This window comes from Streptomyces sp. NPDC059695, from assembly GCF_042733785.1.
Taxonomy (GTDB): Bacteria; Actinomycetota; Actinomycetes; order Streptomycetales; family Streptomycetaceae; genus Streptomyces.
Window position 1 is genome coordinate 1 of record NZ_JBHWFF010000013.1, and the last position, 23768, is coordinate 23768.

The 23768-nt window shown below is 72.6% G+C and carries 23 protein-coding genes; 8 read left to right on the plus strand and 15 right to left on the minus strand.

Annotated features, from left to right (window positions below):
• Positions 1–125: 125 nt before the first annotated feature.
• From ACFV2S_RS17785 to ACFV2S_RS17800, 4 genes are all read right to left on the minus strand, one after another.
• The gene (locus ACFV2S_RS17785; RefSeq protein ID WP_385559505.1) at positions 126–1427 is read right to left on the minus strand and encodes a hypothetical protein; all 1302 of its coding nucleotides are present in this window, start codon (positions 1425–1427) and stop codon (positions 126–128) included.
• Positions 1417–1986 carry a DUF6114 domain-containing protein gene (locus ACFV2S_RS17790; RefSeq protein ID WP_385559508.1) on the minus strand — a complete coding sequence of 190 codons (570 nt, stop codon included), beginning with the start codon at positions 1984–1986 and terminating at the stop codon, positions 1417–1419. The genes ACFV2S_RS17785 and ACFV2S_RS17790 overlap by 11 nt, the downstream gene beginning before the upstream one ends.
• A 117-nt stretch (positions 1987–2103) precedes the next feature.
• Entirely contained in the window at positions 2104–2787 is a 684-nt protein-coding gene (locus tag ACFV2S_RS17795) for a DUF6230 family protein (protein WP_385559511.1), read from the minus strand.
• A gap of 594 nt (positions 2788–3381) precedes the next feature.
• Complete coding sequence (locus tag ACFV2S_RS17800) at positions 3382–4347, minus strand: tetratricopeptide repeat protein (protein WP_385559514.1); 966 nt, start codon at positions 4345–4347, stop codon at positions 3382–3384.
• Between the two features lie 338 nt (positions 4348–4685).
• Between ACFV2S_RS17800 and ACFV2S_RS17805 the strand changes: the two genes are divergently transcribed.
• Positions 4686–5321 (plus strand): TetR/AcrR family transcriptional regulator, encoded by a 636-nt coding sequence (locus ACFV2S_RS17805; RefSeq protein ID WP_385559956.1) that lies wholly within the window; start codon positions 4686–4688, stop codon positions 5319–5321.
• A gap of 57 nt (positions 5322–5378) precedes the next feature.
• Here the strand turns inward: ACFV2S_RS17805 and ACFV2S_RS17810 are convergent, their stop codons facing one another.
• The 4 genes from ACFV2S_RS17810 to ACFV2S_RS17825 form a co-directional block, all read right to left on the minus strand.
• Positions 5379–7079: a methylmalonyl-CoA mutase gene (locus tag ACFV2S_RS17810; RefSeq protein ID WP_385559517.1), complete on the minus strand. Its 1701-nt coding sequence runs from the start codon at positions 7077–7079 to the stop codon at positions 5379–5381.
• Between the two features lie 72 nt (positions 7080–7151).
• On the minus strand, positions 7152–7484 hold the full coding sequence (locus ACFV2S_RS17815; RefSeq protein WP_385559520.1) for a DUF3817 domain-containing protein: 333 nt from the start codon (positions 7482–7484) through the stop codon (positions 7152–7154).
• A 55-nt stretch (positions 7485–7539) separates the two neighbouring features.
• Positions 7540–8049 (minus strand): MarR family winged helix-turn-helix transcriptional regulator, encoded by a 510-nt coding sequence (locus ACFV2S_RS17820; RefSeq protein ID WP_383801548.1) that lies wholly within the window; start codon positions 8047–8049, stop codon positions 7540–7542.
• A gap of 31 nt (positions 8050–8080) precedes the next feature.
• Positions 8081–9553: an MFS transporter gene (locus ACFV2S_RS17825; RefSeq protein WP_385559523.1), complete on the minus strand. Its 1473-nt coding sequence runs from the start codon at positions 9551–9553 to the stop codon at positions 8081–8083.
• Positions 9554–9634: 81 nt separating this feature from the next.
• On the opposite strand from ACFV2S_RS17825, the gene ACFV2S_RS17830 reads away from it, so the two are divergent.
• Positions 9635–10627 carry a DUF5937 family protein gene (locus ACFV2S_RS17830; RefSeq protein WP_385559526.1) on the plus strand — a complete coding sequence of 331 codons (993 nt, stop codon included), beginning with the start codon at positions 9635–9637 and terminating at the stop codon, positions 10625–10627.
• A gap of 3 nt (positions 10628–10630) precedes the next feature.
• Here the strand turns inward: ACFV2S_RS17830 and ACFV2S_RS17835 are convergent, their stop codons facing one another.
• The 5 genes from ACFV2S_RS17835 to ACFV2S_RS17855 form a co-directional block, all read right to left on the minus strand.
• Positions 10631–11305, minus strand: coding sequence for a TetR/AcrR family transcriptional regulator (locus tag ACFV2S_RS17835; RefSeq protein WP_385559529.1), 675 nt, complete (start codon positions 11303–11305; stop codon positions 10631–10633).
• Positions 11302–11985 (minus strand): DUF4166 domain-containing protein, encoded by a 684-nt coding sequence (locus ACFV2S_RS17840; protein ID WP_385559532.1) that lies wholly within the window; start codon positions 11983–11985, stop codon positions 11302–11304. The genes ACFV2S_RS17835 and ACFV2S_RS17840 overlap by 4 nt, the downstream gene beginning before the upstream one ends.
• A complete protein-coding gene (locus ACFV2S_RS17845) occupies positions 11982–12704 on the minus strand; it encodes a hypothetical protein (RefSeq protein WP_385559535.1) in 723 nt (240 codons plus the stop codon). Before ACFV2S_RS17845 ends, ACFV2S_RS17840 begins: the two co-directional genes overlap by 4 nt.
• Positions 12705–12861: 157 nt before the next feature.
• Positions 12862–13155 (minus strand): MTH1187 family thiamine-binding protein, encoded by a 294-nt coding sequence (locus ACFV2S_RS17850; RefSeq protein ID WP_073808485.1) that lies wholly within the window; start codon positions 13153–13155, stop codon positions 12862–12864.
• Positions 13152–13505 carry a DUF3817 domain-containing protein gene (locus ACFV2S_RS17855; RefSeq protein ID WP_383800392.1) on the minus strand — a complete coding sequence of 118 codons (354 nt, stop codon included), beginning with the start codon at positions 13503–13505 and terminating at the stop codon, positions 13152–13154. Before ACFV2S_RS17855 ends, ACFV2S_RS17850 begins: the two co-directional genes overlap by 4 nt.
• 107 nt (positions 13506–13612) lie before the next feature.
• Between ACFV2S_RS17855 and ACFV2S_RS17860 the strand changes: the two genes are divergently transcribed.
• The 4 genes from ACFV2S_RS17860 to ACFV2S_RS17875 all read left to right on the plus strand — a co-directional run bounded on the left by ACFV2S_RS17860 (position 13613) and on the right by ACFV2S_RS17875 (position 16288).
• Complete coding sequence (locus ACFV2S_RS17860; RefSeq protein WP_041662875.1) at positions 13613–14251, plus strand: AIM24 family protein; 639 nt, start codon at positions 13613–13615, stop codon at positions 14249–14251.
• Complete coding sequence (locus tag ACFV2S_RS17865; RefSeq protein WP_385559540.1) at positions 14251–14901, plus strand: AIM24 family protein; 651 nt, start codon at positions 14251–14253, stop codon at positions 14899–14901. Before ACFV2S_RS17860 ends, ACFV2S_RS17865 begins: the two co-directional genes overlap by 1 nt.
• Positions 14898–15683, plus strand: coding sequence for an AIM24 family protein (locus tag ACFV2S_RS17870; protein ID WP_385559543.1), 786 nt, complete (start codon positions 14898–14900; stop codon positions 15681–15683). The genes ACFV2S_RS17865 and ACFV2S_RS17870 overlap by 4 nt, the downstream gene beginning before the upstream one ends.
• A 128-nt stretch (positions 15684–15811) precedes the next feature.
• A complete protein-coding gene (locus ACFV2S_RS17875; protein WP_385559546.1) occupies positions 15812–16288 on the plus strand; it encodes a MarR family winged helix-turn-helix transcriptional regulator in 477 nt (158 codons plus the stop codon).
• A 62-nt stretch (positions 16289–16350) separates the two neighbouring features.
• Here ACFV2S_RS17875 and meaB read toward each other — a convergent pair whose 3' ends face one another.
• Entirely contained in the window at positions 16351–17307 is a 957-nt protein-coding gene (gene meaB, locus ACFV2S_RS17880) for a methylmalonyl Co-A mutase-associated GTPase MeaB (RefSeq protein WP_385559549.1), read from the minus strand.
• 29 nt (positions 17308–17336) lie between these two features.
• Positions 17337–18545, minus strand: a complete 1209-nt coding sequence (locus ACFV2S_RS17885) for an acetyl-CoA C-acetyltransferase (RefSeq protein ID WP_385559552.1) — start codon at positions 18543–18545, stop codon at positions 17337–17339.
• A gap of 137 nt (positions 18546–18682) precedes the next feature.
• On the opposite strand from ACFV2S_RS17885, the gene mce reads away from it, so the two are divergent.
• Both mce and scy read left to right on the plus strand, forming a co-directional pair.
• Positions 18683–19135, plus strand: coding sequence for a methylmalonyl-CoA epimerase (mce, locus tag ACFV2S_RS17890; RefSeq protein ID WP_383796470.1), 453 nt, complete (start codon positions 18683–18685; stop codon positions 19133–19135).
• 212 nt (positions 19136–19347) lie between these two features.
• A complete protein-coding gene (gene scy, locus ACFV2S_RS17895; RefSeq protein ID WP_385559555.1) occupies positions 19348–23745 on the plus strand; it encodes a polarized growth protein Scy in 4398 nt (1465 codons plus the stop codon).
• Positions 23746–23768 lie beyond the last annotated feature (23 nt).

The following is a 23768-nucleotide window of genomic DNA, read 5'->3' on the forward strand; positions in this document are numbered from 1 at the left end:
GCGCCGCCGCGCCGCCCCCCGGCTCCTCTCACGCCGCGCCTCCCGCCCCCTCCCGCGCGGCCCCGCCCCCCCCCCCCCGGGCGCCCCCCCCACGGCGGTGTGCGGCTCCCGGAGTGGTTCGGGGGTCAGCTGGGCTCGATCGTGTTGCGCAGGTCCTTGACCTTGAGGGTGCCGCCGAACTGGCCCGCCTGCTTCAGCTTCACGCTGGTGAAGAAGGCGAACGGGACGTCCAGGGGCGGCGGGGACTCGGGGGCGAAGGTGATCGGGATGAGGCCGAAGAGGTTGCCCTTCAGCTCCTCCGTGTACATCGTCACCGTGCCGTTGCGGATGGTCGAGGTCGAGCCCTTCGCCGAGCGGATGTGGGCGGTGCGCCCCTCGGAGTGGTCCGTCATCTGGTGCAGGTCCTTGATGTCCACCGAGGACGCGGTGAACTTCAGCACCTTCTTGGTCTTGCCGCTGCCGGTCCTCACCTCGACGATGCCGTGGTACTTCAGACCGCTCAGCGTGAGCAGCGAGCTCTCCAGGCGCCACGGCTCGTCCGGGAGCAGCGGGATGCCCGGCTCCAGCTGGGCGTCGGCGAGCGCCTTCTCGTCGAGTTCGGGGCACGGGAACCGGGGCTTGGCCCCGTCGGGTATGTCCGTGTCCTGCTTGGCGTCGAGGCCCTTGGCGCTCTCGGGGAGCTCATCGACCTTGGCGCCCGCCTCCGCGGCGGCCTTCTCGATCGCCTTCTTCGTCCGCTCCGCGTCCGGGTCCTCCGCCGGCTTCGCCTTCGGCTTGGAGGTCGCGGTGGCGGTCGGGGCCGGGGCCTCGGTCGCCGGCGCCTTGTCGGCGGGGGCCTGCGTCGGGGCGGCCGTCGTCGGCGCCGCCGTCGTCGGCGTGGCCGTCGGCGTCTTGTCCGGGCCGTCGAAGAGGTCCTTCAGCGCGTCGCCCAGGCCCAGCGGGTCCAGCGGGTTCTTGGACTGCGTCGGGGAGGGGGTGGACGTGGGGGTGGCCGCGGGCGCGGGTGCGGTCGTCGCCTGCCCCTGCGTCTGGGGCACCGCCGTCTGTCCGCCCGCCGTCGCGGTGGGCGTCGGGGTCGCGGACGGCGTCACGGTGGCGGACGGCGTCGCGGTCGCCGACGGGGTGTCCGTCGGGCTCGCCGTGGCGGTGGGCTTGGTGCTCTCCTCCGGCTTCGGCGTCTCCGAGGCCTCCGGTGTCGGCTCGTCCGAGCGCGTCACGCAGGGCCCGGGGGCGAAGGGGATGTCCTTGTCGTCCGCGAGGGCGAGTCTGGGCGTCAGGCCCATGCCCACGAACACCGCGGTCGGCATGGCGGCCAGCGCCATCGCCTTCCCGGCCGGGCCCTGGATCCTGTTCAGCAGCGACTTGCGCGGGGCCGCGTGCCGCGGGCCCTCCTTCGCGAGTGCCGACTGATTCTCGTCACCCCGCACTGTTCCTCCCGCCGTTGGCGTCGGTCGTCGTTTCGGTCGCCTGGTGCTCCGCCTCGCGCTGCTCCGGGACCAGGGCCGCCGGCACGACCTCCGTCTCGGGCTCCGCACCGGCCTCGTAGGAGGCCTCCGGCCGACCGTCGTGCTGTGCGTCCTCGGTCTCCTCGACCGGGGGCGCGGGCGCCCAGGAGGCGGACATGGCACCTCCGATGAGGGCGAAGAGGAATCCGATGACCAGGCCACCGAAGTTCGACACCGGGATGGAGACAAGTGCCAGGACGATCGCCGCGACGCCCGCGAAGACCCGGACGACGGGCTGGAACCACATCGTCAGTCCGAGCGTGATGAGCAGGACGCCGATGATCAGCGCTCCGGCTCCGGCGGTCGTCTGCATGGCGAGGGTCACGTTGCCGAGCCGCATGTCCCCGTAGGGGAGGTAGGCGATCGGTACGCCGCCGATCATGGTGAACAGGCCTGCCCAGAAGGGCCGGGACTGTCGCCAGACCTTGAACCGGTTCGCCTTCTTGGGGACTTCGCGGGAGGCGGGGTACTCGGCGCTCATGGAACAGCTCCCTGGAAGCGGTGTTGCTGAGAAAGAAGAAGAGAAGGAACCTGGTGGGTGGGACCGCACGCGACGGCCCCACCCTCAGGACGATCGGTCCTCAGGGACCGGCCGGTCCTAGTAGCACTCGTCCGCCGTGCCCCTGGACAGGGACAGGTGCAGGTCGGGGAGCTTGAAGGTGCCGGCCGTGGTCGCCCAGGCCTTCTGCTGCACGTTGTTCAGCGTGGCCTTCTGGGCGCGCTGACCGAAGCCGTACGGGTTGGCCTTGGTGTTGGGCTGGATGCCCGGCTTGCCCGGAACCGGCTTGCCGTCGGGGCCCACGTTGAGCTGGCCGGCCGCGACGCCGATGTCGATGTTGTCGAACACGGCGTCGGCCTTGAGCTCGGAGACATCGAGGTAGATGCCCTTCGCGTAGACCTTGTCCTCGTCCTTGCCGGACGTGGCGGCGTCGGTGCCGGCCGTCAGGCGGAGGGTGACGTCACCGACGAACGGCACCTTCGGCGTCACGACCGACTGGCACATCTTGGTGATCCAGGCCTCGGAGAAGCCGGACACGGCCACCGGGGCGGCGAAGTCCTTGCCCTCGAGGTCCTTGCCCGCGTCCACGCTGCCGTACTGGACGAAGTCAGTGCCCACGAGACTCTGGGCCGAGACCTTGAACTCCTGGCCGGAAATGCTGAAGGACGCGGCCAGCGCGCCCTGGGCCAGACCGACGCCGATCGCGGCCGTCGCGGCCACGCTCGGGACCATGACGACGGCGAACCGCTTCCATCTGGTCCCGCCACGAACCTGGGACTTCATGAGAATTCCTCCTTCTCGGACGTACATCTCCGAAGGGACCCCCGGGGGGCCACCCTGGGATGGGAGAAGAGCTACGTCCTCGGGAAGGAGAGCGCCGAGGCATCAGGCGGCGCGTTGCGCGTCCGAATCACCGGCGATCACCCCCGAGCGACAACCATGGGCCGCGCCATCGGACACGGCCTGATGTGGACAGGCCCCGTTCGATGAGAGCGGGAACCCCCCTGTCCGCGACCGGTGCCGGAACACCGGTCCACTCGGTGGGGACCCTCGCCGCGGACCCGGTTGGTTGCCGGGGTGGTGCGGTTCGGACCGAGCGTGGCCGATCGTGGTCCATTCCGGGCCCCCGCACAAGGGGGTTCGTTACTGGCTAGTAACGGGTGGATAACCACGTCATGGCGGGACGGGACCGAACGGGCACGCTGGGTGCGTTCGAGCGACAGGGAATGTCAGGAGATCATCTGATGAATCAGGACAGAACGACGGGTTCGATTTACTGCAAGTAACAGCGGCCGCGATTACCAAGTTTTGGTAAAGCGCGGCCGCGTTTTGTCACCCTGCTGCCAAATCGTCGGACGATCCGGCACACCCGGGGAGCTAGAACAGCACCCGGGCCAGGGCCTGCCGGGCCGCCGTCACGCGCGGGTCGTCGGAGCCGATCACCTCGAACAGCTCCAGGAGCCGCAGCCGCGCCGCGTTCCGGTCCTCGCCCGCCGTGCGGCGCACGGTCTCCACGAGACGGCCGAAGGCGTCCTGCACGTGGCCGCCCACGAGGTCGAGGTCGGCGGCCGCGATCTGCGCGGTGACATCGGCCGGGTTGTCCGCCGCGCTCCTGCGCACGGCGCCGGGGTCCAGATCCTGCACCCGGGTGAGCAGTTCGGCCTGGGCCAGGCCGAGCTTGGCCTCCGGGTGGGCCGGGTCGTCGGCGAGCACGTTCTTGTACGCCTGGACGGCGCCCGCAAGATCACCCGCGTCGAGCGCGGACATGGCCGCTTCGAGGAGGGCGTCGTACGGGCCGGCCGGCCGCTCGGCGGGAGCCGAGGCGTCGGCGTCCGCGTCCACGGCGATGCCGGTGAGACCGAAGCGCTCCTCGCCGACCTGGATGAGCTGGTCGAGGGTCTCCCGGATCTGCGCCTCGGGCACCGCGCCCTGGAAGAGCGGCAGGGCCTGACCGGCGACCACCGCGAAAACGGCCGGAATTCCCTGGATGCCGAACTGCTGCATCAGCATCTGGTTGGCGTCGACGTCGATCTTCGCGAGCAGGAAGCGGCCGTTGTACTCGACGGCGAGACGCTCCAGGAGGGGGCCGAGCTGCTTGCAGGGCTCGCACCACTCGGCCCAGAAGTCGAGGACGACCGGAACCTCGGCGGAGCGCTGGAGCACATCGCGCTCGAAGCCGGCCTCGTCGACGTCGATCACCAGGGCCGACGGGGGCACGGCGGCGGAACCACCCTGCCGCACGGCTTCGGCGCGCACCTGCTCCGCCTTCGCCTTGGCCTCTCCGGCCGCCTTCACCGCGGCTAGGTCGACGACGCCGCTCATGGACATGTTTCGGGGCTGCATGGCTACATCCTCCCCCTTCCGCGCGCGTAACCGGTAAGTCCATGGCTGAACCGTGCCGTCCGGGCGCCTCCCGCCGGTGTGCGAGGCGTGCGGACGACACGGTTCTTCGTCTGCGTCGGCACCGGGTCCCCACCCGATACCTTCTGTCGTGCCGGGTCCCCACCCGGCACTGCGGTTGTCGCTCAGGCCGCTCAATGCCTTTCGCTACGGGTCGTAGCGTAACTCCAGGTGAGGATCCGGCGGGAGGGCGCGAGCGCGATCGGGGCGGTGAACTGCCTCACATCACCGACCTCTGGCGGTGTACCTACCGGCGGGTATGGTCGCTTTCCATGTCGTCGATGTGCCGCCGTTCCACCCCCCGCAGCAGCCGTACCGGGCGCCCCCGCTCCACCGAGGCCGACACGGCCATCCTGGAGGCGACCCGCGCGGCCCTGGTCGAGCTGGGCTGGTCCAAGCTGACGATGGGGGACGTGGCCGGCCGCGCCGGGGTGGCGAAGACGACGCTGTACCGCCGCTGGGCCAACAAGAACGAGCTCGTCGTGGACGCGGTCGCCGTCCTCTTCGACGAACTCGAACTGCCCGACCTGGGTTCCCTGCAGGCCGACATCGAACACGTCGTGCTCCAGTTCGCGGCCCTCCTCGAACGGCCCGAGACGAAGACCGCCCTGATGGCGGTGGTGGCCGAGTCCACCCGGGACGAGCCGCTGCGCGAGCGCATCCGCGCCTCCATAGTCGACCGCCAGAAGCGGCTGGTCCTGGCGGGCCGTGAGCGCGCGCAGCTGCGCGGCGAACTCCCGCCGGGCCGTGACCCGTCGACCGCGGACGCCACCGACGACCTGATCTTCGACGTCATCGCGGGCGCGGTCGTGCACCGGGCGCTGGTCAGCGCCGAGCCGGTCGACGCGCCGTGGGTGGCCCGGCTCTCCGCGCTCCTGGTGGGCGGCCTGGGGGCGGTGGCGACGGCGGGGGCCTGAGACGAGGACGGGGGCGGTACGGGAAGTCCCGTACCGCCCCCGTCGTCGTACGGGTGCCTAGAAGCCCGGGGGCTCCGTGTAGACGCCCCACTCGTCGCGCAGGGCGTTGCAGATCTCGCCGAGCGTGGCCTCGGCCCGTACGGCCTCCAGCATCGGGGCGATCATGTTGGAGCCGTCGCGGGCGGCGGCCAGCATCGCGTCGATCGAGGCGCGGACCTTGGCGTCGTCACGGCGGCCCTTGCGCTCGCCGAGGACGCGGACCTGCTCCCACTCGACCTCGTGGCTGACCCGCAGGATCTCCAGGTCGCCGGTGACGGAGCCGTGGTGCACGTTGACGCCGACGACCCGCTTGTCGCCCTTCTCCAGGGAGCGCTGGTACTGGAAGGCGGACTCGGCGATCTCGCCGGTGAACCAGCCGTCCTCGATGCCGCGCAGGATGCCGGACGTGATCGGTCCGATCGGGTGCCGGCCGTCCGGGTGGGCGCGGCGGCCGCGCTCCTTGATCTGGTCGAAGATCTTCTCGGCGTCGGCCTCGATGCGGTCGGTGAGCTGCTCGACGTACCAGGAGCCGCCCAGCGGGTCGGCGACGTTGGCGACGCCGGTCTCCTCCATGAGGACCTGCTGGGTGCGGAGCGCGATCTCGGCGGCCTGCTCGCTGGGGAGCGCGAGGGTCTCGTCGAGGGCGTTGGTGTGGAGCGAGTTGGTGCCGCCGAGGACGGCGGAGAGGGCCTCGACCGCGGTCCGTACGACGTTGTTGTACGGCTGCTGGGCGGTGAGGGAGACGCCGGCGGTCTGGGTGTGGAAGCGGAGCCACTGCGCCTTGTCGGTCTTCGCGCCGTACACCTCCTTCATCCAGCGGGCCCAGATGCGGCGGGCGGCGCGGAACTTGGCGATCTCCTCGAAGAAGTCGAGGTGGGCGTCGAAGAAGAAGGAGAGGCCGGGGGCGAAGACGTCGACGTCGAGGCCGCGGGAGAGACCGAGCTCCACGTAGCCGAAGCCGTCGGCGAGGGTGTACGCGAGCTCCTGCGCGGCCGTCGCGCCGGCCTCGCGGATGTGGTAGCCGGAGACGGAGAGCGGCTTGTACGCGGGGATGTTCGCCGCGCAGTGCTCCATCAGGTCGCCGATGAGGCGCAGGTGGGGCTCGGGCTCGAAGAGCCACTCCTTCTGCGCGATGTACTCCTTGAAGATGTCGGTCTGGAGCGTGCCGTTGAGGACGCCCGGGTCGACGCCCTGGCGCTCGGCGGCGACCAGGTACATGCAGAAGGCCGGGACGGCGGGGCCGGAGATCGTCATGGACGTGGTGACGTCGCCGAGGGGGATGTCCTTGAAGAGGACCTCCATGTCGGCGGCGGAGTCGATGGCGACGCCGCAGTGGCCGACCTCGCCGAGGGCGCGGGGGTCGTCGGAGTCGCGGCCCATGAGGGTCGGCATGTCGAAGGCGACGGAGAGGCCGCCGCCGCCGGCGGCCAGGATCATCTTGTACCGCTCGTTGGTCTGCTCGGCGTTGCCGAAGCCGGCGAACTGGCGGATGGTCCAGGTCCGGCCGCGGTAGCCGGTCGGGTGCAGGCCCCGGGTGAAGGGGTACTCACCGGGCCAGCCGATGCGCTCGAACCCCTCGTAGGTGTCGCCGGGCCGGGGCCCGTAGACCGGCTCGACGGCGTCGCCGGAGAGCGTGGTGAAGTCGGCGTCCCGCTTGCGGGCCTTGTCGTAACGGGCCTGCCAGCGACGGCGGCCTTCCTCGATGGCGTCAGCGTCCATGCTTCGAATTTACTAGGACGTCCTAGTAAATGTCGATGGGAAACCCCCGCACATCAGTGCGGGGGTGAGTCCTCAGACCTTGACCGGCTCCGGGCGCACGCCGCTGACCAGCGGCAGCGTGTCGCGGACGACCTTGCGCTCGACGAAGAAGGCGGCGAAGGGGATGGTCCCGGAGAGCAGCACCCACAGGAGCCTGCCGAACGGCCACTTGGCCTTGGAGCCCAGGTCGAAGGCGAAGACCAGGTAGATGATGTAGAGGACGCCGTGGGCCTGGGAGACCGCGAAGGTCACGTCCTCGCCCATCTCGAACCCGTACTTGAAGACCATGCAGGTGCACAGCACGAGCAGCATGACGGCGGTCACGTACGCCATGACGCGGTAGCGGGTCAGCACGCTGGATTTCATGGCTCCGAGCGTAACGGCACGTTCCGGGCGATCTTCGCGGGGGTTCGGTTCCGGTTCAGCCCTCGTCGAAGTCGTGCGCGGAGACCCGCAGCGGGCGCAGCATCGCGAAGATCTCCCCGCACTCCTCGGCGTCGTACGCGCCGAGGCCGAAGTCCATCTCCATCAGGTCGCGGGTCGCGGCCTCGACCACCTCGCGGCCCTTGTCCGTGATCGAGGCGAGGGTGCCGCGCCCGTCGTTGGGGTTGGGGCGCTTGTCCACGAGACCCGACCTCACCAGGCGGTCCACCGTGTTCGTCACCGAGGTGGGGTGGACCATCAGCCGCTCGCCGATCTTGGACATCGGCAGCTCGCCCGCCTTCGAGAAGGTGAGCAGGACCAGGGCCTCGTACCGCGCGAAGGTCAGCCCGTACGGCTTGACGACCGCGTCGACCTCCGCGAGGAGGATCTGGTGGGCGCGCATGATCGAGGTGATCGCGGCCATCGAGGGGACCGGGCCCCAGCGCTTCTGCCAGAGTTCGTCGGCTCGGGCGATGGGGTCGAAGGGGAGACTGAGCGGCTTCGGCACCCGTCGACCATACCGACTGGTCATATGCCGGTCAGCCCCGTCTCGCCTTTCGGTCGCGGCGCCCGGCCGCCTGCGGCTCCGCCGCCCGCAGCTCGGCGGCGGCGGCGAGGAGGCAGAGGGTGCCGAGGACGCCGGTGCCCGCGACGACCGTGTGGACGGGGGCGAACTCGGCGGCGATCCCGGCCCCGGCCATGCCGGCGCCCTGGACGGTCATCATGCCCGCGGTCATCAGGGTCATGGCCCTCCCCCGCTGCTCCTCGGGGACGGCGGTGACGAACCAGGCGTCGAGACCGAGGGTGTACGCGCCGGTGGCGCCGGCCAGGAAGAGGGCCACGGCCGCGAGGGCGACGCCGGGCCGGGGGGCGTACAGGAGGTACGGCAGGACGCCGGTGACGGCGAGCGGCAGGACGATCCGGGAGCGGGTCGCGGCGGACAGGAACGACCCGGCGAAGAGCTCGCCCGCGATGGTGCCGACGGGCAGGGCGCACATGAGGAGGCCGAGGGCGGCGGTGGAGACGCCGATCTCGTCGGCGTAGGGGGCGGCGAGCGCCTCGGGGACGACGGCGAAGAGCGGCGGCACCCAGAACATCACCATCAGGGCCCGCACGCGGCGGTTCCGCAGCACGGCCCAGGTCCCGGAGAGCCCGCTCGCCCCGGCTCCCGCCCGGGCGGGACGGCGGGCGGTCCCGAGGCGCAGCAGCAGCGCCGAGACGAGGAAGGTGGTGGCCGTGACGACGAGGGCGCCGCGGGGCGGGACGACGGTGAGGAGGACGCCGCCGGCGGCGAAGCCGGTGAGCAGCGCGCTCTGCGACACGATCCGCAGCAGCGAGCGCCCGAGGACGAAGAGGTCGCCCTCGCCGAGGATGTCGGCGAGGGTCGCCATGCGGGTGCCGTTGAAGACGGGCGAGACGACGGCGATGGCGCAGCGCAGGACGAGCAGGACCGCGACGGGGGTGGCGGGCGCGGCCATGACGGCGACGCAGCCGGCGCAGACGAGGTCGCAGACGACGAGGATCCGCCGGGGCGGGAACCGGTCGGTGAGCCCGGCGAGGAGGGTGCCGCCGAGGAGGTAGGGGAGGAACCCGAGCGCGAAGGTGAGGGAGGAGAGGAGCGGGGACCGCGTCAGGTCGTAGACGAGAACGGTGAGCGCGAGCTCGCTGACGACGACCCCGAGCAGCGAGAACAGATGCGCCACGAAGACGATCCGGAACTCCCGCACGGCGAAGACGGCGCGGTAGCCGGGGGCGGGGGACGCGGGCGCGGGTGGCGGGGACGCGGACGGTGCGGGGGCGGCCGGGGCGGGGGCGGCCCCGGAAGCGGTGGTGGTGGCGGGCGGGGCGGGCGCGGCATCGGCGCCGACGGCGGGTGCGGCCCCAGGAGCGGAGGCAGCGGGCGCGGCCCCGCGAGCGGTGGTGGCGGGCGCGGACCCCGGCGGGGCGCCCGGCCCCTGGGCAGGGGTGGGCGCGGGCGCCGGGGACGGCGCCCGGGTGTCGTTCTCGGGCATGGCGGCAGCGTGCCCGGAGCGCACGCACCGCCCTAGACTTTCGGCTTCAGCCGAATGTTCCGTCGCAGCCCCGGAGGGCCCGTGCCGTACCACCTGCGCTTCGGCGAGGCCGACCCGCTGCGGATCCGGTTCGCGATCTCGCCGCTCTGGGAGACGCACTCCGCCGTGCGGGTCCTCGCGCGGCCCTCCAAGCAGGGCTACCACCTGCCGTGGATGCGGCGGATCGCGGACGCCGCGCGCGAGGTCGACCTCGCGCCGCTCCAGCTGCTGATGCCGCTGCGCGGGCACAACCCGGACTTCCTCTATCCGCCGCCGCTCGGCCCCGCCGCCTCCTTCGAGGAGGAGATCGCCGCCGTACGGGAGATCGATCCTGGGCTCGCCAGGGACGACTTCGAGCGGGCGCTCGCCGAGACGCCGGGGGCCGCGGACACGGCGGAGGGGCGCCGGATGCTCGCCGATCCCGCCGGGGCCGTGGAGCGCCTGTGCGATCTGCTCCACGCCGCCTGGGGGGCCCTGATCGCACCTGACTGGCCCCGGCTGCGCGCGCTCCTGGAGGCGGACGTGGCGTACCACTCGCGGCGGCTCGCGGAGGGCGGGCTCGAACGGGTCCTGGGCGAGCTGCATCCGGCCTTCGACTGGGCGGCGGAGACGGCCACGCTCCGGGTGGACTACCCCGGGGAGCACGACCGGCCGCTGGACGGGCAGGGCCTCGTGCTGATGCCGTCGGTGTTCACCTGGCCCGACGTGGTGAGCGGCTTCGATCCGCCCTGGCAGCCGACGGTGGTCTACCCGGTGCGCGGGATCGGCGGCCTGTGGTCGGAGGCCGGGGACCGCACCCCGGAGGCGCTGGCCCGGCTGCTCGGCCCGGTGCGGGCAGGCGTGCTGTGCGCCCTGGCCGAGCCCCTGGGGACCACGGCGCTCGCGCATCTCCTCGGCCGGGCCCCCTCGTCCGTCTCCTCGCACCTGTCGGTGCTGCGGGACGCGGGGCTCCTGACCTCGCGGCGCTACGGCCACCAGGTGCTGTACGAGCGGACGCCGCTGGGCATCGCGCTGTCGCAGCCGGACCCGGGATGACCCTCAGGCGTCCAGCCGGCGTCGCAGGGTGTACGTGACGGCCTTCCGCGCCACCGGGTTCAGCTCCTCGACCGCGGCCATCAGCGCGCCGAGCTGTTCGAGCGCGGTGAGCGCGGCCTCCGCGCCCGCCGGGTCGACCCCTTCGTAGAGTTCGAGCCCGACGAAGGAGGCGGCGACCGCGCGGGCGAGCCCGGCGGGGTCGGTGAAGCCGGCGAGCGGGGTCCCGGCGAGGACGCGGACGAGCACCCGCTCGATCTCGGCGATCCACAGGTCGAGCCCGGCGGCGGTGGCCGGGGCGAGCCCCGGGTGGGTCTGGGCACCGGCGAGCAGCTGCCCCAGGACGGCGACGTGCCCGGCGTCCCGCTCCTCGGCGTGCATCGCGCGCCCGAAGGCGAGGAGTTCGGAGAGGCTGGTGACGGAGCCCAGCCGCTCCCGGTGGCGGGCCACCCGCCGCTCGGCGCCGTGCCGGCAGGCGGCGGAGAGCAGTTCGTCGACGGAGCCGAAGTGGTAGAAGACGAGGGCCTGGTTGACCCCGGCGGTGGTCGCGATCGCGCGCGCGGAGGTCTTGGCGATGCCCTGTTCGGCGAGGGTGCGCAGCGCTCCGTCGAGGAGCTTCTCGCGGGTCTCCCGGCTCCTGGCGTCCCGCGCCTTCTCGTCCTCCGCGGCCCGCCCGCTCATGCCCGTACCTCCTCGCGCACGGGGCGCAGCCCGGCGCGCACCCCGTGGGAGCGTACGTCGGCGTAGGTGGCGGTGAAGGACCCCCGGTAGCCGAAGAGCGGCCCGACGTACCGGTTGACCACCCTGACGTCGATACGGAAGCGGCCGGCGCGCTCGTCGAAGGACTCGCGCACCTCGGCCCGGGCGCCGACGAGTTCGGGGACGCGCACGTCGAGGGGGCCCTCGCGGAAGCGGTGTTCCCCGGAGGTGATGAGGAGCGAGCCGTCGGGTTCGGCGGTCGGGTGCAGGTCGCTCGCGAGGTGCTGGTGGGTGCCCAGGTAGTCGAGGACGCAGGCGCGCTCGGGGCTGTGGACCATGGTGGCGTCGAAGCGCCGGGGGCCGCCGGGCAGGGCGAAGGTGCGGACGAAGGTGACGGTCTCCCGCCCGTACGAGTCGAGGTACGGGACGTTCTCGATGGTGAAGGGGACGTCGCGGCCGGTGCGGGGCAGCAGGACGTTCCGCAGGCCGCCGAGCGCGAGGAAGGGCTTCACGAAGGCCGGGCCGTGCCAGATGCGGTCCATGACGCCGCGTCCGACGGACAGCTCCCCGCTCGCGAGCCCGACCGAGAAGCGCCGCTGGAGCTCGGGGTGCAGCCGTTCGAACGCGGCGTCCCCCATCGCGGTGCGGAAGATCGAGGTCACGTCCGCTCCAGGGTGGCGAGGAGCCGGGGCTCGCGGTGGCGGGCGGGCGAGGTGCGCAGACAGCGCCGGGCCGCGGGGGCGCGGGAGGACGGCGGTACGAGGACGGCGGCGGCGAGCCCGAGGACCGTGAGCGGGAGGGCGGCGAACGACGCGGGTCCGAGCGGCAGGAGGGTGGCGAGCCAGGGCAGGGCCACGAGCAGGATCCGGGCGGCGGCTTCGAGGAGCCAGCGGTCGCGGGAGCGCTCGGGGGTGATGCCCCGCTCGCACCAGAGCCGGAGCCGGTCGAAGGACCAGGCGGTGGCCCAGCCCATGAGGGGACGGAGGAGGAGCCGGTCGGCGGTCCGGCCGGCGCGGCCCCAGCGGGGCCGGTAGTCGTAGCCGGTGAGGAAGCGGACGCCGTCGGGGGCCGGGACGTAGCGCCAGTAGCCGCTGCCCTCGGCGAGGAGCGAGAGCGGGTGCGGCGAGGCGAACCGGAGGGCGGAGACCCGGTCGCCGCCGGCCCGGTGGCGCTCCCCCGCGGAGACACCGGTGCCGGCGACGGTCAGGAAGGGCAGGACGCGGGTCGCGTAGCGGAAGTGCCGGGGGCCGCCCTCGGTGCGCGGAAGGTACGAGATCTCCGTGAACCGCAGGTCCCACCGCTGGTGGCGGTCGGGTTCCTGGGTGCGTTCCCAGAGGGTCTCCAGGTCCGCGCGTATCCGTGTCTCGATGTAGAGACCCATGGCCGCTCCCCCAGCTCATCCGGCTTTTTGAGCGACTGCTCAAAACTGCCTCGGGAGGGAACCTAGCCGATGTTGAGCAGTCGCTCAACCACCGGGCGCGAAGAAACCCCCGGTCCTGGATCCAGGACCGGGGGCTTCGTGGTGCGCGGGCGGGGCCTCAGGCCCCGAGGTGGCGCTCCACCGTCTCGACCTTCGAGGTCAGGCCGTCCGTCACACCCGGGCGGATGTCGGCCTTCATGACCACCGAGACGCGCGGCGCGCGGGCCTCGACGGCGGCGACGGCGCGCTTCACGACGTCCATGACCTCGTCCCACTCGCCCTCGACGGAGGTGAACATGGCGTCGGTGCGGTTCGGGAGCCCGGACTCGCGGACGACCCGGACGGCGTCGGCCACGTACTCGCCGACCTCCTCCCCCACGCCCAGGGGGGTCACGGAGAACGCGACGATCATGCCTTCACCGCGCCCTGGGCCTGCTCGGCGCGGAGGCGGGAGGCGGTCACCGCGTCCTGGGCCTCGCGCTTCAGCTTCCGCTCGGCGTAGAAGCCGCCGAAGGGCAGCACCGAGAGGACGAAGTAGAGGGCGGCGGTCGTGAAGCTCCACTTGGTGCGGTTCCAGGCGTCCAGCCAGAAGAGGACGTACAGGACGAAGAGGATGCCGTGGATCGCGCCCATCACCGGCACCGCGTTGAAGTCCGTCGTCCGCTTGAGCACCGAGCAGACCAGCAGGAGCAGGAACGAGACGGCCTCCGGCGCGGAGACGAGCCGGAGCCGATGGAGGGAGGAAGCGGTCTTGATGTCCACGGAGGGGGTCACCTTCGTTCGATCTTGTGAACGGATGCACAAGGGCCCGTCCATTGTGCACGGCGACTTTGCTGTCTCTTTAGCCGGGGGCCCAGTACCTTCCTCGGGTGGCAACGTTCCGACTCCAGGGCAGCAAGGTGCTCGCCGTCTCCATGACCGGCGACGCCGTCAAGGCGAAGAACGGCTCGATGGTCGCCTACGACGGCCAGATGGCGTTCAAGAAGATGAGCGGCGGCGGTGAGGGCCTGCGCGGCATGGTCACCCGCCGGCTCACGGGTGAGCAGATGGAGGTGATGGAGGTACGCGGCCAGGGGACCTGCTGGTTCGCCGACCGGGCCTCCGAGATCAACCTCGTGTCGCTGCACGGCGACAAGCTCTGGGTCGAGGCGAGCAATCTGCTCTGCACCGACGCGGGGCTGCGCACCGGCACGACCTTCACGGGGCTGCGCGGCGGCGCCACCGGCAACGGTCTCTTCACCACGACCGTCGAGGGCACGGGCCAGGCGGCGATCATGTCGGACGGCCCGGCGGTGGTGCTGCGGGTGACCCCGCAGTACCCGCTCCAGGTCGACCCGGGCGCGTACATCGCCCACCAGGGCAACCTCCAGCAGCACTTCCAGTCCGGGGTGACCTTCCGCACCCTCATGGGCGAGGGCGGCGGCGAGGCCTTCCAGATCCGCTTCGAGGGCGACGGCCTCGTGTACGTCCAGCCGAGCGAGCGGAACACGATCGGAGGCGATGTCTGATGCCGTTCCGCGAGGTCAACTCGAAGATGGTCGAGGCGACCGTCGTCCCCGGGCAGCGGATGTTCAGCCAGCGCGGCGCGATGCTCGCGTACCGCGGCGACGTCGCTTTCACGCCGAACGTGGCGGGCGGCCAGGGCGGCCTGATGTCGATGATCGGCCGCCGGGTGGCCGGCGAGGCGACGCCGCTGATGACCGTCGAGGGCAACGGCACGGTGATGTTCGGGCACGGCGGACACCACATCCAGGTGATCGCGCTGACGGGCGACACGCTCTACGTCGAGGCCGACCGGCTGCTCGCCTTCGACGGGACCCTGGAGCAGGGCACGATGTTCATGGGCTCGCAGGGCGGGGTCATGGGCATGGTCCGCGGCCAGGTGACCGGCCAGGGCCTCTTCACCACGACGCTGAAGGGCCACGGCTCGGTGGCCGTGATGGCGCACGGCGGTGTCATCGAGCTGCCGATCACCCCGGGGCGCCCGGTCCACGTCGACCCGCAGGCGTACGTGGCGCACCACGGCGACGTGCGGAACAAGCTCTCCACGGCGCTCGGCTGGCGCGACATGGTGGGGCGCGGCTCGGGCGAGGCCTTCCAGCTGGAGCTGAGCGGCAGCGGCGCGGTGTACGTCCAGGCCTCGGAGGAGAAGCTGTGAGCACCCCTGTCATCCACGACCCGCACTCCCTGCCGTCGGACGACAACGTCAATCCGTACACCTTCTGCGTGGAGCTCAAGGGCTCCCAGTGGTTCCTGCAGAAGGGGAAGATGATCGCCTACTACGGGCGGATCGAGTTCAACGGCATCGGGCACGGCCGGCTCGACCGGCTGGTGCGGACGTCCTTCCACTCGCCTCTGCACGCGAGCGACTGGGTGGTGGCCGAGGGCAGCGGAAAGATGCTGCTCGCGGACCGGGCCTTCGACGTGAACTCGTACGACCTGGACGAGGGCAACCTGACGATCCGCTCGGGGAACCTGCTGGCCTACCAGCCGACGCTGGCGCTGAAGCAGTCGATCGTGCCGGGCTTCGTGACGCTGATCGGCACGGGCAAGTTCGTGGCGGCGTCGAACGGCCCGGTGGTCTTCATGGAGCCGCCGATGCGGGTGGACCCGCAGGCGCTGGTCGGCTGGGCGGACTGCCCCTCGCCCTGCCACCACTACGACCACGGCTACATGACGGGCGTGATGGGCGGCGTCCGCGCGCTGACGGGCATCGGCGGCACCTCGGGCGAGGAGCACCAGTTCGAGTTCGTCGGCGCGGGTACGGTACTGCTGCAGTCGACGGAGCTGCTGATGGCGGAGCGGGCGGCCGGCGCGCCGCCCGCGCAGGCGGGTGTCCCGGGCGCGCACGGGGCGCCTGGTTCCGGCCAGGGGCCGCTGGGCGCGGTACCGCGCCTTCCCGGCCAGCTCGGTGACCTCCAGCGTCGCTTCGGCCTGTAGCCGGTAGTCTGCGGAGTGTGACGGCCTCGAACGTCTGAGCCGGTTGCGCACGGGGGCGCCCGGCGCGGTGCGCGGCGTCACACTCCCCTACTTCGTCAAGTATTCAACTTCTTAGGTAGAATCCATACATGGACACCGAGACGGCCACCCCCTGGCTCACCGACGGCGAGCAGTGCGCCTGGCGCACGTTCCTGGACGTCCAGAGAATGCTGACGTACCAGCTGGAGCGGGACCTCCAGCCCTTCGGCCTGACGATGAACGACTACGAGATCCTGGTGAACCTCTCGGAGTCGCCGGAACGGCGGCTGCGCATGAGCGACCTCGCCGCCGCCACCCTCCAGTCGAAGAGCCGGCTCTCCCACCAGATCACCCGCATGGAGAACGCCGGTCTCGTACGCCGCGAGAACTGCGAGTCCGACCGGCGCGGGCTGTACGCCGTGCTGACGGACGACGGCATGGAGACCATGCGCAAGGTCGCCCCGCACCACGTCGACTCGGTGCGCAGGCACTTCATCGACCAGCTCAGCGGCGAGGCCCTCGGCGACCTCCACGAGTCCCTGAAGCCGATCGCCGAGCAGCTCCGCGGCCGCCGCGGCAAGCCCTGACCTGACAGAGAACGCGAAGGGCCCCTCCGGTCACCGGAGGGGCCCTTCGTCCGTACCGGGGATCAGTTTCCGGTCAGGCTCGCGACCAACTCGTCCGCGGCCGCGTACGGGTCGAGGGCGCCCGCCGTGATCCGCTCGGCGAGCGCGTCGAGACGCCGGTCGCCGTGCAGGTCGCCGATGCGCTCGCGCAGGGCCGTCACCGCGATGGTCTCCACCTCGCGCGCGGCACGGGCCCGGCGGCGCTCCGCCAGGACCCCGTGCTCCTCCATCCACGCCCGGTGCTTCTCCAGGGCCTCCACGACCTCGTCGATGCCCTCGCCGCGCGCCGCGACCGTCTTGACGATCGGCGGCCGCCAGTCGCCGGGGCCCCGCGCCTCGCCCAGGCCCAGCATGTGGTTGAGCTCCCGGGCGGTGGCGTCCGCGCCGTCCCGGTCGGCCTTGTTCACCACGTACAGGTCGCCGATCTCCAGGATGCCCGCCTTGGCGGCCTGGATCCCGTCACCCATGCCCGGCGCGAGGAGCACCACCGAGGTGTCGGCCTGGGAGGCGATCTCGACCTCCGACTGCCCGACGCCCACGGTCTCCACCAGGATCACCTCGCAGCCGGCCGCGTCCAGGACGCGGATGGCCTGCGGGGCGGACCAGGCGAGCCCGCCCAGGTGGCCGCGGGTGGCCATGGAGCGGATGTAGACCCCCGGGTCGGAGGCGTGCTCCGACATCCGGACCCGGTCACCGAGGAGCGCTCCCCCGCTGAACGGCGAGGACGGGTCGACGGCCAGGACGCCGACCCGCCTGCCCGCCCTGCGGTACGCGGAGACCAGCGCGGACGTCGACGTGGACTTGCCCACGCCCGGCGAGCCCGTCAGGCCCACCACGTACGCGCCGCCGGTGAGCGGCGCGAGCGCCGCCATGACCTCGCGCAGCTGCGGGGACGCCCCCTCCACCAGCGAGATCAGCCGGGCCACGGCCCGCGGCCTGCCCTCCCGTGCCTGGGCGACGAGTTCGGGGACGTCCACCATCTGCGCTGCTCCTTGCCTGGGGCGGGTGCTTACTTGCCGTTGCCGGGGACGCGCACGATCAGCGCGTCGCCCTGGCCGCCGCCGCCGCACAGCGCGGCCGCGCCGATGCCGCCGCCGCGCCGCTTGAGCTCCAGGGCGAGGTGGAGCACGACACGGGCGCCGGACATGCCGATGGGGTGGCCGAGGGCGATCGCGCCGCCGTTGACGTTCACCTTCTCGGGGGTAACGCCGAGGTCCTTCATTGACTGGACGGCGACCGCGGCGAAGGCCTCGTTGATCTCGATCAGGTCGAGGTCGCCGACGCCCAGGCCCTCCTTCCCGAGGGCGTGCAGGATCGCGTTGGACGGCTGCGACTGGAGCGAGTTGTCCGGGCCCGCGACGTTGCCGTGGGCGCCGATCTCGGCGATCCACTCCAGGCCGAGCTCCTCCGCCTTGGCCTTGCTCATCACGACCACGGCGGCGGCGCCGTCGGAGATCTGCGAGGAGGTGCCGGCGGTGATGGTGCCGTCCTTGGCGAAGGCCGGGCGGAGCTTGCCGAGGGACTCGGCGGTGGTCTCCGCGCGGATGCCCTCGTCCTTCGAGAAGATCACCGGGTCGCCCTTGCGCTGCGGGATCTCGACCGGGGTGATCTCGGCCTCGAAGATGCCGTTCTTCTGGGCGGCGGCGGCGCGCTGGTGCGAGAGCGCGGCGATCTCGTCCTGCTCGGGGCGCCGGATGCCCAGGCGGGTGTTGTGCTTCTCCGTGGACTCGCCCATGGCGATGCCCTCGAAGGCGTCGGTGAGGCCGTCGTACGCCATCGCGTCGAGCATCTCGATGGCGCCGTACTTGAAGCCCTCGCGGGACTTCGGCAGCAGGTGCGGGGCGTTCGTCATGGACTCCTGGCCGCCGGCGACGACCACGTCGAACTCGCCGGCGCGGATCAGCTGGTCGGCGAGCGCGATGGCGTCGAGACCCGAGAGGCACACCTTGTTGATGGTGAGCGCGGGGACGTTCATCGGGATGCCGGCCTTGACGGCGGCCTGGCGGGCGGGGATCTGCCCGGCGCCCGCCTGGAGCACCTGGCCCATGATCACGTACTGCACCTGGTCGCCGCCGATGCCGGCCCGGTCCAGGGCGGCCTTGATGGCGAAGCCGCCGAGGTCGGCGCCCGAGAAGGACTTGAGCGAGCCGAGCAGGCGACCCATGGGCGTGCGGGCGCCCGCGACGATCACTGAGGTGGTACCGGTCGTTCCAGACATGAGGCACGGCCCCTTGGGATGAGGAGTGAACGAGGGTTTACCGCCAATGTACTGAGCGGCGCCGCGCGCGGTCACCGGCCCGATGGTGTGATCGCGCGCACGTTGCGTAACCACCCTTCCAGCGGTGCACTGGAGGCATGCTGACGCGTATCGACCACATCGGGATCGCCTGTTTCGACCTGGACAGGACCGTCGAGTTCTACCGTGCCACGTACGGCTTCGAGGTCTACCACTCCGAGGTCAACGAGGAGCAGGGCGTCCGCGAGGCCATGCTCAGGATCAACGCCACCGACGACGGCGGGGCCTCGTACCTCCAGCTCCTGGAGCCGACCCGGGAGGATTCGGCGGTGGGCAAGTGGCTCGCCAAGAACGGCGAGGGCGTGCACCACATCGCCTTCGGCACCGCGGACGTCGACGGGGACGCCGAGGCCATCCGCGGCAAGGGCGTCCGGGTCCTCTACGACGAGCCGCGGACCGGCTCCATGGGCTCCCGGATCACCTTCCTCCACCCCAAGGACTGCCACGGCGTCCTCACCGAACTGGTCACCTCGGCCGAGCCGTCCGCTGACCACTCCTCAGCGGAGCACTGACCTCCGGATTCCTGGCCCGGTAGAGTGGGCGACTCCGGGCCGGGGCCGGTCGGGGCCGCCCCGTGCGGCATCGAAGTCGGGATGTCGGGGTCGTCCGATCTGCCACGATTCCCCGGGGGCCGTCCTCGGCCTTGAGGGCGTGCTCGTTGGAGTTGCGACCAGGGTTGGGGTCTCCCCTGCTCGAAGAGCTCGGGGAAGGATGGGACCGCGCAGTGCGGGGCTACGAACGCCAGGAGAGCCACCGAGCTGAAGACGACCATCTCGCCAGGTTCGAAGCCGAGATGGACCGGCTGAAGACCGAACGCGAGAAGGCCGTCCAGCACGCCGAGGACCTCGGGTACCAGGTCGAGGTCTTGCGCGCCAAGCTCCACGAGGCGCGCCGCACCATCGCGTCCCGGCCCGCGTACGACAGCGCGGACATCGGCTACCAGGCCGAGCAGATGCTGCGGAACGCGCAGGCGCAGGCCGAGCAGCTCCGCCAGGACGCCGAGCGCGAGCTGCGCGAGGCCCGCGCCCAGACCCAGCGCATCCTCCAGGAGCACGCCGAGCACCAGGCCAGGCTCCAGGCCGAACTGCACAACGAGGCCGTCCAGCGCCGCCAGCAGCTCGACCAGGAGCTCAACGAGCGCCGCCAGACCGTCGAGGCGCACGTCAACGAGAACGTGGCCTGGGCCGAACAGCTGCGCGCGCGCACGGAGTCCCAGGCCCGCCGCCTGATGGAGGAGTCCCGCGCGGAGACCGAGCAGTCGCTCGCCGCCGCCCGCGCCGAGGCCACCCGGCTCGCCGAGGAGACCAGCCGCCGGGCCGGCGCCGAGGCGGAGTCCGCCCGGGCCGAGGCCGAAGCGATTCTGCTGCGCGCCCGCAAGGACGCCGAGCGGCTCATCGGCACCGCCTCCAGCCAGGCGCAGGAGGCCGCCACCCACGCCGAGCAGCTCCGCTCCAGCACCGCCGCCGAGACCGACCAGGCCCGCCGCCAGGCCACCGAGCTCTCCCGCGCCGCCGAACAGCGCCTGCAGGAGGCCGAGGAGAAGCTCCGGGTCGCCCGCGCCGAGGCCGAGAAGACCCTCGGCGAGGCCAAGGAGACCGCGGCCAGGCAGCTCGCCAACGCCGAGTCGGTCAACGAGCAGCGCACCCGCACCGCCAAGGCGGAGATCGCCCGCCTCGTCGGCGAGGCCACCAAGGAGGCCGAGGCGCTCAAGGCCGAGGCCGAGGAGAAGCTCCGCGAGGCCACCGCCGAGGCCGAGAAGCTCGTCACCGAGGCCTCCGAGAAGGCCGTCACGGCCGCAGCCGAGGACTCCGCCGCCGCGCTCGCCAAGGCCGCCCGCAACGCCGAGGAGATCCTCACCAAGGCGTCCGAGGACGCCCGGGAGACCACCCGCAAGGCCTCCGAGGAGGCCGAGCGGGTCCGCCGCGAGGCCGAGACCGAGGCCGACCGGCTGCGCGCCGAGGCCGGCGAGCAGGCCGACGAACTGCTCGGCTCCGCGAAGGACGACACCAAGGAGTACCGCGCCAAGACGGTCGAGCTCCAGGAGGAGGCCCGCCGGCTCCGCGGCGAGGCCGAGGCGCTGCGCGCCGAGGCCGTCGACGAGGGCGAGCGGATCCGCGGCGAGGCCCGCCGCGAGGCCCTCCAGCAGATCGAGGAGGCGGCCAGGACCGCCGAGGAGCTCCTCACCAAGGCCCGTACCGACGCCGAGGAGCAGCGCACCAAGGCCGGTGCCGAGAGCGAGCGGGTCAAGTCGGAGGCGATGGAGCGCGCCCAGACGCTCCGGACCCAGGCCGAGGAGACCCTGGAGCGTACCCGCGCCGAGGCCGAGCGGCTGCGCGCCGAGGCCGAGGAGCAGGCCGAGTCGGTGAAGCGCGCGGCCGAGGAGGCCGCCGCCGGGCTGCGCGCGGACGCCGAGCGGGCCGCCGAGGCCCGCCGCGAGGAGGCCGCCGGGGAGCTGACCCGGCTGCACACCGACGCCGAGGCGAAGGTCGCCGCGGCCGGCGAGGAGCTCAGCGACGCCCGCGCCGAGGGCGAGCGGATCCGGCGCGAGGCCGCCGACGAGGCGGAGCGGCAGCGGACCGATGCCGCCGAGCGGATCCGTACGCTCCGGGAACAGGCCGAGCAGGAGGCCGAGCGGCTGCGCGCCGAGGCCGCTTCGGACGCGTCCAGCACGCGCACCGAGGCCGAGTCCGCGGCCGTACGGCTGCGCACCGAGGCCTCCGAGGAGGCCGAGCGCCTGAGGTCGGAGGCCCAGGAGACCGCCGACCGGGTGCGGGCCGAGGCCGCGGCGGCCGCCGAGCGGGTGGCCGCCGAGGCCGCCGAGGCGCTGGCCGCCGCGCAAGAGGAGGCCGTCCGGCGCCGCCGGGAGGCCGAGGAGACCCTCGACGCGGCCCGCTCCCAGGCGGGCCGGGAGCGCGAGCACGCCCGCGAGCAGTCCGAGGAGCTCCTCGCCGCGGCGCGCAAGCGCGTCGAGGAGGCGCAGGCCGAGGCGCAGCGCCTGGTCGAGGAGGCGGACACGCGGGCGACCGAGATGGTCACCGCGGCCTCGCGAGCCGCCCAGGAGCTGCGGGACTCGGTGGCCGGGCTGCGCGAGCAGGCCGAGGAGGAGATCGCCGGGCTGCGCAGTGCCGCCGAGCACGCGGCCGAGCGGACGCGGACCGAGGCGCAGGAGGAGGCGGACCGGGTCCGCGCCGACGCGTACGAGGAGCGGGAGCGGGCGTCCGAGGACGCCGTACGCACGCGGGAGCGTGCCCAGGAGGAGTCGGAGGCCGCGAAGGCGCTGGCGGAGCGGACGGTCACGGACGCGCTCGCCGAGGCCGAGAAGCTGCGGTCGGACACCGCCGAGTACGCGCAGCGGGTACGGACCGAGGTGACGGACTCGCTCGCCTCGGCGGAGCAGGACGCGTCCCGCACGCGTGCCGACGCCCGGGACGACGCCAACCGGATCCGTTCGGAGGCCGCCGAGCGCGCCGAGTCGACGGTCGGCGAGGCGCGTGCCGAGGCCGACCGGATCGGCGCCGAGGCGGAGCAGGTCCTGGACGAGGCCCGCAAGGCCGCGGACAAGCGCCGCTCCGACGCCGCCGAACAGGCCGACACCCTCGTCGGCGAGGCGACGGCGGAGGCCGAGCGGCTCACCGCCGAGGCCACCGCGCTGCGCGCCGAGGCCGAGCAGGTCAGGGCCGACGGCGAGGCGCAGGCGGAGGCGCTGCGCGCGGAGGCCCGCGCCGAGGGCGAGCAGATCCTCGACGAGGCCCGCAAGGCCGCCGACAAGCGCCGCACCGACGCCGCCGAACAGGCCGACACCCTCATCGGCGAGGCCACCTCCGAAGCCGAGCGGCTCACCGCCGAGGCGGTCGAGCTCATGGAGACGACCGAGCAGGACGCCCAGCGCCTGCGCGCCGAGGCCGAACAGGTCAAGGCCGACGGCGAGGCGCACGCGCAGGCCCTGCGCAACGCCGCGCTGGCCGATGCCGACCAGATCCTGGACGAGGCGCGCAAGGCCGCCGACAAGCGCCGCACGGACGCGGCCGAACAGGCCGACGCCCTCGTCGGCGAGGCGAACGCCGAGGCCGAGCGGATCGTGAACGAGGCGGCCGAGCTGGCCGATTCGGTCGGCGCGGACGCCCGTGCCGAGGCGGGCCGGACCGTCGGCGCGGCCTCGGAGGAGGCCGAGCGGCTGCGTGCCGAGGGCGCCGAGGCGATCGCCGAGGCCCTGCGGGACGCCGAGCGGATCCGTACCGAGTCGGAGCGGGTCAAGGCCGACGCCGCGGCCGCGGCCGAGCAGATGCGCGCGGAGGCCCGCCAGGAGGCCGACCGGACCCTCGACGACGCCCGGGAGGCCGGGGCGCGGAAGCGTTCCGACGCGGCCGAGCAGGCCGACCAGCTGGTCGCCAAGGCCCAGGAGGAGGCGCTGCGCGCCACCACGGAGGCCGAGTCGCAGGCGGACACGATGGTCGGCGCGGCCCGCAAGGAGGCCGAGCGGATCGTCGCCGAGGCGACCGTCGAGGGCAACTCGCTGGTGGAGAAGGCCCGCACGGACGCGGACGAGCTCCTGGTGGGGGCGCGCAGCGACGCGACCGCCATAAGGGAGCGGGCCGAGGAGCTGCGGGGCCGGATCGAGGGCGAGATCGAGGAGCTGCACGAGCGGGCGCGGCGCGAGACGTCGGAGCAGATGAAGACGGCCGGCGAGCGCGTCGACAAGCTGGTGAAGGCCGCGACCGAGCAGCGCGCCGAAGCGGAGGAGAAGGCGAAGGAGCTGGTCTCCGAAGCGAGTTCGGAGGCGAGCAAGGTCCGGATCGCCGCGGTCCGCAAGGCGGACGGGCTCCTGAAGGAAGCCGGGCTGAAGAAGGCCTCGCTGATCGCCGAGGCCGAGGCCATCAAGGCCGAGGCCGAGCGGATCCGCGCGGAGGCCGCCGCCGAGGCCGAGAAGACGGTCGCGGAAGGACAGCGCGAGCTGGAGACGCTGACGCGGCGTCGCAAGGACATCAATGCGGAGATCTCCCGTGTCCAGGACGTCCTGGAGGCGTTGGAGTCTTTCGAGACGCCGTCCTCCGGAAAGGACGGGGTCAAGGCGGGTGCGTCGGCGGGGTCCACTCGTACGGGTGGCAAGGCTCAGGACGGCTAGCCACTCAAAAGGCTGGACATTCT

Bases quoted from the DNA above. Each gene is read 5' to 3' on its own strand.
- ACFV2S_RS17790 (WP_385559508.1), bottom strand. From the start codon at position 1,986: ATGAGCGCCGAGTACCCCGCCTCCCGCGAAGTCCCCAAGAAGGCGAAC.
- ACFV2S_RS17795 (WP_385559511.1), bottom strand. From the start codon at position 2,787: ATGAAGTCCCAGGTTCGTGGCGGGACCAGATGGAAGCGGTTCGCCGTC.
- ACFV2S_RS17800 (WP_385559514.1), bottom strand. From the start codon at position 4,347: ATGCAGCCCCGAAACATGTCCATGAGCGGCGTCGTCGACCTAGCCGCG.
- ACFV2S_RS17805 (WP_385559956.1), top strand. From the start codon at position 4,686: ATGTGCCGCCGTTCCACCCCCCGCAGCAGCCGTACCGGGCGCCCCCGC.
- ACFV2S_RS17810 (WP_385559517.1), bottom strand. From the start codon at position 7,079: ATGGACGCTGACGCCATCGAGGAAGGCCGCCGTCGCTGGCAGGCCCGT.
- ACFV2S_RS17815 (WP_385559520.1), bottom strand. From the start codon at position 7,484: ATGAAATCCAGCGTGCTGACCCGCTACCGCGTCATGGCGTACGTGACC.
- ACFV2S_RS17825 (WP_385559523.1), bottom strand. From the start codon at position 9,553: ATGCCCGAGAACGACACCCGGGCGCCGTCCCCGGCGCCCGCGCCCACC.
- ACFV2S_RS17835 (WP_385559529.1), bottom strand. From the start codon at position 11,305: ATGAGCGGGCGGGCCGCGGAGGACGAGAAGGCGCGGGACGCCAGGAGC.
- ACFV2S_RS17845 (WP_385559535.1), bottom strand. From the start codon at position 12,704: ATGGGTCTCTACATCGAGACACGGATACGCGCGGACCTGGAGACCCTC.
- ACFV2S_RS17850 (WP_073808485.1), bottom strand. From the start codon at position 13,155: ATGATCGTCGCGTTCTCCGTGACCCCCCTGGGCGTGGGGGAGGAGGTC.
- ACFV2S_RS17865 (WP_385559540.1), top strand. From the start codon at position 14,251: ATGCCGTTCCGCGAGGTCAACTCGAAGATGGTCGAGGCGACCGTCGTC.
- ACFV2S_RS17875 (WP_385559546.1), top strand. From the start codon at position 15,812: ATGGACACCGAGACGGCCACCCCCTGGCTCACCGACGGCGAGCAGTGC.
- meaB (WP_385559549.1), bottom strand. From the start codon at position 17,307: ATGGTGGACGTCCCCGAACTCGTCGCCCAGGCACGGGAGGGCAGGCCG.
- ACFV2S_RS17885 (WP_385559552.1), bottom strand. From the start codon at position 18,545: ATGTCTGGAACGACCGGTACCACCTCAGTGATCGTCGCGGGCGCCCGC.
- mce (WP_383796470.1), top strand. From the start codon at position 18,683: ATGCTGACGCGTATCGACCACATCGGGATCGCCTGTTTCGACCTGGAC.